The organism is Clostridium pasteurianum BC1 (genome assembly GCF_000389635.1).
GTDB lineage: Bacteria > Bacillota > Clostridia > Clostridiales > Clostridiaceae > Clostridium_I > Clostridium_I pasteurianum_A.
This window is the reverse complement of sequence record NC_021182.1, coordinates 2,413,656-2,426,356: the sequence shown is the minus strand read 5'-3', so window position 1 is coordinate 2,426,356 and position 12,701 is coordinate 2,413,656. Positions and strand designations below refer to the sequence as shown.

Below are 12,701 nucleotides of genomic sequence, written 5' to 3'. Positions count from 1 at the left end.
TTTAGATGAATTATCTAGGGACGTGCCGCTGTTATTTCCCCCTTAAATAAGGCGGGAGTGTTACAGCGGCTAGTCATAAGATAAATTTTTATTTTAATAAATTCTTTATCTTTTCCTAATTCTAGTTACTGCAAGTACTATTGGTACAGTTATGCAAATTGCCGCTATCATTTCAGGTATTCCGTTAGCAATAGCAATACCAAGTATAACTTTATTAGCAGCTGCTGCACTTATCTTCATATGTATTGCGTACTCCTTTATATATAATAAATATATCATTCCAAGTACTCCTACAGTGTTTGTTACAGACCCTATGGCAGCGCCTATACCAATTTTCAAAGCCTTATTATTGCCAATCGTAAATTTGTAAGCATAGTAAGAGGTTAATGCAATTAAAATTCTTGGCAATACTGAAACTAATGGATTAATTAATGCAAAGGATAGTAAACTTGGTGTCATAATATTTTGAATGATACTTGATATTCCAAATATAAGTCCTATACACATGCCTACCATTGGTCCTTCTATAATTGCTCCAATGATTACTGGTACATGCATTATGGTTGCCTGAAGTATAGGTAATTTTATATATCCCCACCCTGTTATTCCTAACATGATTGATATACCTGACAGCATACCTACTACTGTCAGCTGCCTAACTCCAAATTTTTTATTTGTTCCAATATTTTGTTTCAAAATTTTGATCCCCCTTCGTTCTCATTCCACAAGGATATAATACGAATTTCTGCCTTGTCATTTTTTAATACCTTATTAATAAGTCCAGTTTCTATAGAATACCGACCAAAAATATATTACCACTTTTGTATAAAAATTAACATATATATTATAAAAAAACTTCAATTCGTAATTCTTGAAAAGTACGAGCTAACTTGAATGTTTATGTCCACTAACCAGTGAATTCTTTCACCTTGACGCCCCAGCGGCAATCTTTCACTTTTTCACTATTACGAATTAACCATCCATGTCGCCCACAGCACAACCATGAATGAAAATACTGCTGGACAAGTATTTTCTAACTAAATATAAAAATTCACCCCATAAATAGATTTATATACAAGCTTTTAACTACATCCATTTAAGGGGCTTTCTTTAATTAATTTTCACTTGTAGCTATTATAATTATGTTTATACTTTTTGAACATTTGATGCTTGTAATCCTTTTGGTCCATCCACCACATCAAATTTTACTTCTTGCCCCTGATCTAAGTTTTTCTTTTTTCCCTCTTCTTTTATAGCAGAATAATGTACAAATACATCATCCTCACCTTCAACAGAAATAAATCCAAAACCTTTTTCATCATTAAACCATTTAACTGTTCCCTGTTTCATCTTATTACCTCCAAATAATATAATTATATATATTATTGTCAAAATAAATTTTAAAATTCATACTTATGGTAATAATTAATAAATAATATTATTTACCAATAAATACAGGGATATTGACTATATAACCCAAAAGATGTAATATTTACTTAGAAATATTTTCATTAATTAAAACCATTCAATCTATTTTATCATTTAGCATTTAAACAATCCTTTATTCTTGAAGTAATAGCTATCGGCATTAATCCCCATGTACTTGTTTGTAAAAAATATATGTCCATAAATTAAAGATTATTAGTACTTTGCTCTATTACTTACTGGATTGAGGATACTAAAATTATCAGGAGGAATAATATGAATTTGACTAAAGACCGCATCAAAAATGACTTTAAAAAAAAGCTCATGAATCTTTACTCTGAAGATATCACAGAATCTTCAAAGCTCCATTTATATGTAACTCTTGGTTCTCTTGTAAGAGAATATGTATCTGAAAAATGGATGAAAACCAATGAACAGTATTCAAAAAATCAGGTAAAGCAGGTTTATTATTTTTCAATGGAATTTCTTATAGGAAGGCTGCTTGGCAGTAACCTTTTAAATCTTGGCATAACTGATTTATGTAGAGAAGCTCTTAGTGATTTAGAAATAGATCTTTCAGAGCTAGAAGAAGTTGAAAGCGATGCAGGTCTTGGAAATGGTGGTCTTGGAAGACTTGCAGCATGTTTTCTTGATTCCATATCATCTCTTGAAATCCCCGGTCACGGTTGCGGAATAAGGTATGATTATGGTTTATTTGAGCAAAAAATAATAAATGGTTATCAAGTTGAAATTCCTGACAATTGGCTAAGACAAGGTAATGTTTGGGAAATAAGAAAGGAAAATAAAGCTGCTATAGTAAAATTTGGTGGTACCGTCACTTCAGTATTGGAAGATGGTAAACTTTCTTTTAAACACGAAAATTATGAAGCCGTTTTAGCGGTTCCCTATGATACACCTATTATCGGATATAATAACAATACAGTAAACACCTTAAGACTGTGGAACGCCCAAACTGTAGATAAAGATTTTGATTTAGATTCTTTCAGTAAAGGTGAATACAGTAAGGCTGTGGAGCACAAATATTCAGTGGAATCTATTTCTCAGGTACTTTACCCTGATGATACTAGAATTGAAGGCAAATTATTGCGTTTAAAGCAGCAGTACTTCTTTGTAAGTGCAGGTATTCAAAGCATTATTAGACGATTCAAAAAAAATGGATTGCCTATTAATTTGTTTGACCACTATATAGCAATTCATATAAATGATACCCATCCTTCTGTGGCTGTTGCCGAGTTAATGAGAATATTAATTGATGAGGAAAACTTATCCTGGGAAGACGCCTGGAAGATAACAACTAATACTATTGCCTACACTAATCACACTATATTGAGTGAAGCCCTTGAAAAATGGCCTATTGATTTATTCAAAAAGCTTTTACCAAGAATCTTCATGATAATTGAAGAGATCAATAGAAGATTTTGTGATGAAGTACGTGAAAAATATAAAGATGAGAGACAAGTCCATAATATGTCCATAATAAGTGACGGAAATGTAAAAATGGCATATTTAGCTATAGTAGGTAGTCATTCAGTAAATGGTGTAGCAAAACTTCATACAGAAATACTTAAAAACGAAGAGCTATCAAATTTCTCAAATTTTTATCCTTTTAAATTTAATAACAAGACTAATGGAATAACTCATAGACGTTGGTTAATGAAGGCTAATCCTGCTTTATCTGAACTTATCACAAAAACCATAGGTGAAAGCTGGATAACTAAACCAGATAATCTTATTAACCTTTTAGCCTTTTCTAAAAATGAAGATTTTCAAAATAGTATTCATGGAATTAAACAAAATAATAAAGTACTCTTTGCAAATTATGTAAAGGACAAATATGGAATTATAGTAAATACAAATTCAATTTATGACATACAGGTTAAAAGACTTCATTCTTACAAAAGACAGGTATTAAATGTGTTCCATATTCTAGACTTATATTATAGACTAAAAGAAAATCGAAATTTGGATATTATACCGAGGACATTTTTCTTTGGTGCTAAAGCAGCTCCAAGCTATTATTTAGCTAAGGAGACAATAAAATTAATAAATGCTGTAGCAAATAAAATAAATACAGACAACAGCGTAAATGATAAAATAAAAGTAATCTTTCTTGAAAATTATTCCGTTTCTCTTGCTGAAAAAATTATACCTTGTGCAGATGTAAGTGAACAAATATCTACTACAACTAAAGAAGCTTCTGGTACAAGTAATATGAAATTCATGATGAATGGCTCCGTTACCATAGCTACTTTAGATGGTGCTAATGTAGAAATTCATGATGCTGTAGGTGATGATAATATTGTCATATTCGGCATGAAAAAAGATGAAGTATTAAACTACGAGAAAAATAAGAATTATAATTCCTATAAATTCTATAATTCTGACCCTAGACTAAAAAAAATACTAGATAATCTTATAAATGGTTCTCTTGGCGTAGCCAATTCTGAATTTAGCAATATTCATAAATACTTACTAGCTAATAATGATGAATATTTTGTATTAAAGGATTTCGATGACTATATAAAAGCTCACGGTAAAATAGATCAATTATATAGAAATACAGCTAAATGGCGTGAAATGTGTATATGTAATATTGCTCACTCTGGAATTTTTTCTAGTGATAATACCATACAACAGTATTCAAAGGAAATCTGGAAAACAGATAGAATACATGTAGATATTTAGATATTTTGTTTGTAAAATTTATCCGAGATAATTATAAAAGACACTATGAAATCATATTAATTCATAGTGTCTTTATTATTTTATTCCAATTATTGCTAATCTTCTAAAAATGCTCCGTCAATTTTAATTTTTAGGACAATCTTTTTATTATTTAAATCTAATTAAATACGTTAACTATACTTCCAAATATATTTGAGTTTTGGTTTATTTTATCTTTTCCACCTAAAACACAAATATAGTTCTCCCTCATACATTTATCTATTAGAGCTGCAAATTTCTTTATATCCTCTACTTTAGTTTTCAGAATCTCTTCTCTTTCTCTTTGCAAGAAATCATCATCTATATTACTGATATAAAGGACTGCCTGCCTATCACAAATCATCGAATTTGTAAGAGGTGTATCTAAAGTACTTATAGTTCCTAAAATATATTTTGTCATTTCCCTCTCGTCTGCGGAAAAGTTCTCAATATACTTATAAAAATTATCATATACCTCTATCGTTTCACTTAAATTAGGATCTCTGTAAGAAGTAATATTCATATTGCCATTTCTCCTAAAGTTAATAAACACTCCATAAGCTCCACCTTTTACTCTCACATTATTCCAAAGATAATCATAATTTGATATAGTTCTAAGCACCTGAAGTTTACCACTATACTTAAAACCAAACTTAGAGAAGTTATAGCCTTTTGCCACATATTGTACCTTGGATGAAGTAACTAAAGCCTCATTTTCTTTCTTAAGTTCAAATTTATACTGAATCTTCTCATTATTATTAACTTTCAATTTACTTGAAATAATATTTTCTATATTGTTTGATAGTTCATTATAATCTTCTTTACTGGAGCCCAAATTTACAATTAGATTATTAGTTGTAAATATACTCTCTGACACTTCAAGTAAATTTTTTATAAACTGATCTTTTTTGTCATCAAAGTTTTTCTCAACTTCAACTAAAAATTTATAAAAGGTAAAACCGTTAATAGTTTCCAAATATTCACCTAATTGCGAATAATAAGAAGTTACCTTAGATGAAGCAATTCTATGTCCTCCACTTACAATTATCATTTCAATTCTAGATTTTAACTCAGATAATATTTCTTTAATTCTCTTATGATTGTCAAATTTACTTGAATTAATTATTTCAAAAATCAGGTTAAGTAAACTTTCTGATTTTGTATGAAGAGCCTTTCCCTTAATTATGAATTTAGGATAATATTCTTCTATTTTATCTAAATTTGAATAAGCTTCAGCATCAAAATCTATACCTCCAGTATTCTTGTTAACCTCATTAGAAAGCTCCTCATAGGAATATTTTTCCGTATCAACTCTTCCTAGTAAATAAGAAAGTAAAGTTATATAAGGTATTTGCTCTTGATTTACGTAACTGGTATCAAAATAAAAATCTATATAATCTATTCCATTTGTTACAAGTTCCGTATAAAGTATTTTATAAGTATCTAAATCTTTAACTATGGTATTATAAGTATCCAAATTTTTCTTCACGTCTTCAATTGACAAAAGTGGAATCTTTTCTAAATCTTCTTGGCTGTCTGGAGAAGATTGTCTTTTTACTAATATAGAATTCTCTTCTATAAGCTTTTCTATTTCTTCTTTTGTTAAAGATTTTTTATAATTTTGAAGTTTTTCTCTATCCTCTTTTATTTTTTCTTCTGCTAAATGCTTTTGTGGAATAACCATAAATAATAAGCTATTATTATTATTTAATATATGATCTTCAATTAATTTTTCAAAATATCCATTGTGAACATTATTTTTTATACGATTAAGTACCTCATTAAATTCTAAATTTTGAAAAGGACTTCCACCGTAAAGTAAACTGCCAAGTACCTTTTCACAATAGACAAGTCCCTTTGGATAACTGCTGTAATCACTTTCTTTTAATTCAAATTCTTTAGCGTTGAGTACTGCTTCAATTAAATTCTTATCAAAGCCATTCTTTACAATATCCTGTAGAGTTTCAAATACAACAGATTTAAATTTTTCCTTTTTATCTTCATTAGAATTTTTAACAATAATACTGAGAGAGGTCTGAAGAGAACCATTATTGTAAATGCCAAATACATCCTTCGCTATAGCTGAATCTATTAAGGCTTTCTTTAAAGGCGAAGCTGAAGTTTCAAGCAACATATCCTCCAGTAAATCAAAGGCTAAATAAAGCTCCCTATCCTTTACATCTCCTATAGTAAAATTTAAACTTAAATAAGTTTTATCAACTTCACTTTCCTCGTTGGCTATAGGATAATTTGTAAATTTTTCCTTCATTTCTTCAAAAGGCTTTTGAGCAGGTATTTCAATACTTAAATCTACTTTATCAAAATTACTCAAATAATTTTCATCTATAAATTTCAGATCTTCTTCAATATTCATATCTCCATACAGATAAATATAGCTGTTAGAAGGATGATAGAATTTTTTATGATAATTTAAAAACTGCTCCTGAGTAAGCTCAGGTATTTCATCAGGATCACCTCCTGAATCAAAACCATATGGAGTATCAGGAAATAAATTGCTGTTTATTCCTCTAAAAAGTAGTGATTCCGGTGAAGAATATACACCTTGCATTTCATTATATACTACTCCCTTATATTTTAACTCATCCTCTTTATTATTTATTTCATAGTGCCATCCCTCTTGCTTCATTATCTCAGGATATTTATATATATTGGGATAAAAGACTGCATCTAGATATACATCCATAAGATTTCTAAAATCTTTATCATTTTTACTAGCTACAGGATACATAGTTTTATCAGGATAAGTTGCAGCATTTAAATAGGTATTAAGTGAACCTTTAACAAGTTCCACAAAGGGCTCTTTTGATGGAAATTTTCTTGATCCGCATAAAACTGAATGTTCTAATATGTGAAAAACGCCAGTACTGTTATCCGGTAATGTTTTAAAGCTTATAGAAAAGACTTTGTTATCATCAGAATTTTCTATACTAACAAGCTTAGCTCCACTCTTTTCATGAGAAAAGAGCCTTACCGTTGAACTTATATCATCAATTTTCTTTTCTTCCAAAAGCTTAAAGCCATAATAATTTTTATTGATTTCAAAATTCATGTATTATTTGCCCCTCTCTATATTTAGTACTTCAATAGCATTCATCTTTACTTATATAAATCTTTAAAATATAAATAAAGAATAAGCATTTTCCTAGTAAAATTTTCATATAACATCAAAAATTGCTTACTATACTAATTAACTGTAATATACTTTTTAAAAGTAGTCAATTCAATATATTGTTTAGTATATATTATTATTCTTCATTTTATATAATAATTATTTATATAAATTAATATTTTCTAAATTTTATCCGATGACTACCCACTCTAATACTCCCATCGCTTTTCGTAAAGTGGGAGTAAAGAGTGATTACGTCCCTGGATAACGATACCCTAAAGGACAACGATTTCTAAGTATCACAAACCGATACTAAGAACTCTGTTAGTAAGCATCATGTGGAAAAAAACTCAACCTGATACCAAGAACTCTGTTTATGTATTCTTAAAATTAAAATTTCATATTACGCTAACATTTTAACCCTTAAATTGACTTAGTAATTTGAAATTAAATGCAAACTTTGCTAAAATAACTTTACAAGTTAGGCATATGAAAATAGAATGTGCCTCATTACAAATTTAATGTGGAGGACTTTCACAATGGAAAATTTCAGACTGGAAAAAGATTTTTTAGGAGAGCGAAAGCTTCCCTGTAACGTATATTATGGTATTAACACTTTAAGAGCTTCTGAGCATTTTAATGTAAGTGGAAAAAAAGTTAATTTTAAGCTAATAAAAGCTTTAGTAATTGTAAAAAAAGCTGCTGCACTGGCAAATGAAAAGGCAAATTTACTTTCCATCGAAAAATCACAAGCAATAATAAAGGCCTGCGACAGAATATTAAAGGGAGAATTTGAAGACCAATTTATAACCGATTCACTTCAAGGAGGAGCAGGTACTTCCACTAATATGAATGTAAATGAAGTTATAAGTAATATTGCAATAGAAATTCTTGGTGGTAAAAAAGGAGATTATTCTTTAATACATCCTATACATGATATTAATATGTGTCAATCTACTAATGATGTCTATCCTACAGCTTTAAGAATAGCAGCTATAAGGCTTTTAAGAGCTGCAGCAGATTCCTTTTCTAAGCTGCAAACAGCTCTGCAAGTAAAGGAAAATGATTTTTCTCATATTTTAAAACTAGGTAGAACAGAGCTGATGGATGCCCTTCCAATGACGGTTGGGCAAGAATTTGGAGCCTATGCAAGAGCTGTAGCAAGAGACCGCTGGAGATTATATAAAGTAGAAGAGAGGCTAAGAGAAATAAATATAGGCGGCACTGCCATAGGAACTGGCATGAATGCACCTCAAAAATATATATTTTTAATTACAGACATATTACAGGACATTACAGGATTAGGTCTTTCCAGAAGTGATTTTCCAGTGGACACTACCCAAAATATGGATGTATTTTGCGAAGTATCTGGACTTTTAAAAGCTGCTGCAGTAAACCTTATAAAAATTTCTAATGATTTAAGACTTTTAGGCAGTGGACCTAAAGGTGGTTTCGGAGAACTTTTAATTCCAGCAGTTCAAACAGGTTCCTCCATAATGCCTGGTAAAGTTAATCCTGTGATTTTAGAAATGGTTTCCCAGGTTTCAATGAAAGTAATTGCAAATGATACCTCTATAACTTTTGCAGCCTCTAGTGGTCAGTTAGAATTAAATGCCTTTTCACCACTCATTGCAGAAAACATATTGGAGTCCTTAGAAATATTAAACAATGCAGTAATTTCTCTTACGAAGAATTGTGTTAATAGTATAAAAGTAGATGTAAATAAATGCAAATTTAATTTAGATGCTTCTACGGCTTTAGTAACAGCTCTTGAATACTATATTGGCTATGATAAAGCCTCAGAAGTTGCAAAAAAAGCTATTAATGAAAATAGACCCATAAAAGAAATAGTTGTTGATGAAAAGCTTCTTTCAACGGATTTACTGGACAAAATATTAAATCCCTTTTCACTTACCAGTCCAGGTATTCCGGGAAAATAAAAAAATTTTACGAAATGTTATAATACCTAGTATTATAAAAAATATAATGGATGGTGATACTGTGAGTAATTTAAATGAAACACCTCGTTCTAATAGACTGCATATTGCCCTATTTGGGAAAACCAATGCTGGTAAATCCAGTATTATAAATGCACTTACAGGACAGAATATAGCTCTTGTGTCAGATATAAAAGGAACCACTACAGATCCAGTTTATAAATCTATGGAAATCCTTCCTTTAGGTCCCGTAGTTTTAATAGACACAGCCGGTCTTGATGATGAAACGGAACTTGGAGAACTTAGAAAAAAGAAAACTATGGATGTACTAAATAAAGCAGATATAGCCCTAGTAATAATAGATAGTTCTGCCGGTATATCTACTTTTGATATTGAAACTATAGAAGAAATAAAATCAAAAAACATACCAGTAATTGCTGTGCTAAATAAATTAGATATAAAGGATATAGATTCAGCTGCTTCTAAAGAATTGGAAGACAGACTTAAAATAAAAATTATAAAAGCCTCTGCTTGTAAGAATATAGGTATAGATGATATAAAAACTGAACTCATAAAGTCAATTCCAGAGGAGGAAGATAAATTCAGAATTGTAGGGGATTTGATTTCTCCAGGAGATTTCGTAGTTCTTGTAACTCCTATAGATAAGGCTGCTCCAAAGGGAAGACTTATACTTCCACAGCAGCAGGTAATTAGAGATATCTTAGAAAGCGATGCTGTTTCCATTGTTACAAAGGAATATGAGCTTCGGGAAACACTTGAAAACTTAAATAAAAAGCCCCGGCTTGTAATAACAGATTCACAGGCATTTTTAAAAGTATCTGCGGACACACCTAAAGATATTTTACTTACTTCCTTCTCTATACTCCTAGCAAGAAATAAAGGAGATTTAACAGAACTGGTAAAGGGAGCAAAAGCTATAAATAGACTTAAAGACGGGGATAAAATACTTATTTCTGAGGCATGTACTCATCATAGACAATCAGATGATATTGGCAAGGTTAAAATACCAAGATGGCTTAGACAAAGTACTGGTAAGGATCTTAGTTTTGAATTTTCCAGTGGTTTTTCTTTTCCTGACAACTTGAAGGACTATGCCCTTGTAGTTCACTGTGCTGGCTGCATGCTAAATAGAAAAGCTATGCTGCATCGAATATATTCAGCAGTAGAGGCAGGTATTCCCATAGTAAATTATGGAGTGCTAATAGCCTATGTTCACGGAATCCTTGAAAGAGCTTTAAAACCATTTCCAGCAGCAAAATTTGCCTTTGAAGAAGAATAAATTAAAAAACATAATTTAAGAATGTTGCAAACTAAATTGAAGGTTTCTATCCATGAACCAGTGAAAGTTTTTGTGGCTGTAAAATCCCAAAAAACATGAGATTTTACAGCCACAAAAAGTTAAATCTTTCACCTTGACGCCCCTGCGGCAATCTTTCACTTTTTCACCGCGCCAGCCGGGTGAAAAGCTTTCACTAGTTAATGAGCAAAATTACCATTTATTATCTTAATCAATCTTTATAGTTAGTTCGCCCTTTCCCACTATTAAGAATTTAATTCTGCAGAAAGTTTCTTTATATCATCACTTGTTGAATATTCATCAAAGGTCATCTTTCTGTCTATTATTCCCTTCGGTGTAATCTCTATAATTCTATTGGCAATTGTCTCTATAAACTGATGATCATGGGAAACAAACATCAATTCACTTTTATAATCAATAAGTCCGTTGTTTAGGGCTGTAATTGATTCTAGATCAAGATGATTTGTAGGCTCATCAAGAATAATTAAGTTTGCTCCACTAAGCATCATCTTTGATAGCATGCATCTAACTTTTTCTCCTCCCGAAAGCACATTTGCTTTTTTAAGTGCCTCTTCCCCAGAGAAAAGCATTCTACCCAAAAATCCTCTAATAAAGCTTTCAGATTTTTCCTCTGAAAATTGTCTTAGCCAATCAACTAAACTTAAATCTACTTCATTAAAATATTTTGAATTATCCTTTGGGAAATAAGAAGTAGTAATAGTAACTCCAAATTTAAATGAACCACTGTCTGGTTCAATCTCTCCCATCAATATTTTAAACAGCGTAGTTTTAGCTATTTCGCTTTCACCAGCAAAAACAATTTTGTCGCCTTTATTAACTATAAAGCTAACATTATCCAGCACCTTTACGCCATCTACTGCAGCACTTATATTTTCTACGGTTAAAATATCATTTCCAGCCTCTCTCTCAGGTTTAAAGCCAACAAAAGGATATTTTCTCGTAGAAGGTTTTATGTCTTCTAATGTTATTTTATCCAGTAATTTCTTTCTTGAAGTAGCTTGCTTTGCTTTAGATGCATTGGAACTAAACCTGGCAATAAAGGTTTGTAGATCTTTCATCTTTTCTTCCTTCTTTTTATTTTGATCCTTTGCCAGCTGTAATGCTAGTTGACTGGATTCATACCAGAAATCATAGTTTCCTACATATAATTGTATTTTACCAAAATCCACATCTGCCATATGGGTGCAAACACTATTTAAAAAATGTCTATCATGAGATACCACAATAACTGTACCTTCAAAGTTTATTAAAAATTCCTCCAGCCAATTTATGGATTGCATATCTAAATGGTTTGTAGGTTCATCTAAAAGCAAAATATCAGGATGACCAAACAAAGCTTGAGCTAGCAATACTCTTACTTTTTCAGCACCACTTAATTCAGTCATTTTCTTAACATGATCCTCTACAGGTATTCCAAGTCCCATTAAAAGAGCAGCTGCCTCTGATTCTGCTTCCCATCCATTTAATTCTGCAAACTCACCTTCAAGTTCAGATGCCTTTATTCCATCTTCATCTGAAAAGTCTGGCTTTGCATATATAGCGTCTTTTTCTACCATAATATTGTACAATTTAGAATGACCCATAATAACAGTTTTTAAAACCTCAAATTCATCAAATTGGAAATGATCCTGTTTTAATACTGCGAGTCTATCCTCTGGAGACATGCTAACATCTCCTGTATTAGGTTCTATCTCACCTGACAATATCTTTAAAAATGTGGATTTTCCAGCTCCGTTTGCTCCAATCACTCCGTAGCAATTACCAGGAGTAAATTTTATATTTACATCTTCAAATAATTTTCTACCACCATAGCTAAGGCTTACATTATTTGCAACTATCATTAAAATACCAACCATCCTTATTAAAAATTTTTTATTTTACTAAAATAGTATACTTAATTTTTTGTATTAAATATTTTTCAATCACCAAGACATTATAACATAATGTCAATATTATTGGGAATAATTTAAATCATAAAATACTTTCATAATTTACTTTGCATTTAGGTATGTGAAAATAAATAGTAAGTCAAAGATGCGACGAATATTTTGAATCATACAAGGAAACAGGTTCTGATGATAGTGGGCTATCTGAGGGTTCTGTTGACGCAGTAGGATTCAAAATAGGCTAGCATACTGACTAGTTA

The 12,701-nt window shown here is 30.8% G+C and carries 7 protein-coding genes; 3 read left to right on the top strand and 4 right to left on the bottom strand.

From position 1 onward, the window contains the following. Positions 1-105: 105 nt before the first annotated feature. Positions 106-696 carry an ECF transporter S component gene (locus tag CLOPA_RS11305; protein WP_015615564.1) on the bottom strand — a complete coding sequence of 197 codons (591 nt, stop codon included), beginning with the start codon at positions 694-696 and terminating at the stop codon, positions 106-108. A 450-nt stretch (positions 697-1,146) separates the two neighbouring features. Beyond that, positions 1,147-1,350: a cold-shock protein gene (locus CLOPA_RS11300; protein ID WP_015615563.1), complete on the bottom strand. Its 204-nt coding sequence runs from the start codon at positions 1,348-1,350 to the stop codon at positions 1,147-1,149. A gap of 351 nt (positions 1,351-1,701) precedes the next feature. On the opposite strand from CLOPA_RS11300, the gene CLOPA_RS11295 reads away from it, so the two are divergent. Continuing rightward, positions 1,702-4,131: a glycogen/starch/alpha-glucan phosphorylase gene (locus CLOPA_RS11295; protein WP_015615562.1), complete on the top strand. Its 2,430-nt coding sequence runs from the start codon at positions 1,702-1,704 to the stop codon at positions 4,129-4,131. 157 nt (positions 4,132-4,288) lie between these two features. On the opposite strand, the gene CLOPA_RS11290 is transcribed toward CLOPA_RS11295, so the two are convergent. Further along, positions 4,289-7,219, bottom strand: coding sequence for an insulinase family protein (locus tag CLOPA_RS11290; protein WP_015615561.1), 2,931 nt, complete (start codon positions 7,217-7,219; stop codon positions 4,289-4,291). A 599-nt stretch (positions 7,220-7,818) separates the two neighbouring features. On the opposite strand from CLOPA_RS11290, the gene CLOPA_RS11285 reads away from it, so the two are divergent. Further along, on the top strand, positions 7,819-9,219 hold the full coding sequence (locus tag CLOPA_RS11285; RefSeq protein WP_015615560.1) for an aspartate ammonia-lyase: 1,401 nt from the start codon (positions 7,819-7,821) through the stop codon (positions 9,217-9,219). A 61-nt stretch (positions 9,220-9,280) separates the two neighbouring features. Beyond that, a complete protein-coding gene (gene hydF, locus CLOPA_RS11280) occupies positions 9,281-10,516 on the top strand; it encodes a [FeFe] hydrogenase H-cluster maturation GTPase HydF (RefSeq protein ID WP_015615559.1) in 1,236 nt (411 codons plus the stop codon). A 263-nt stretch (positions 10,517-10,779) separates the two neighbouring features. Here the strand turns inward: hydF and CLOPA_RS11275 are convergent, their stop codons facing one another. Then, positions 10,780-12,396 (bottom strand): ABC-F family ATP-binding cassette domain-containing protein, encoded by a 1,617-nt coding sequence (locus tag CLOPA_RS11275; RefSeq protein ID WP_015615558.1) that lies wholly within the window; start codon positions 12,394-12,396, stop codon positions 10,780-10,782. Between the last annotated feature and the right edge of the window lie 305 nt (positions 12,397-12,701).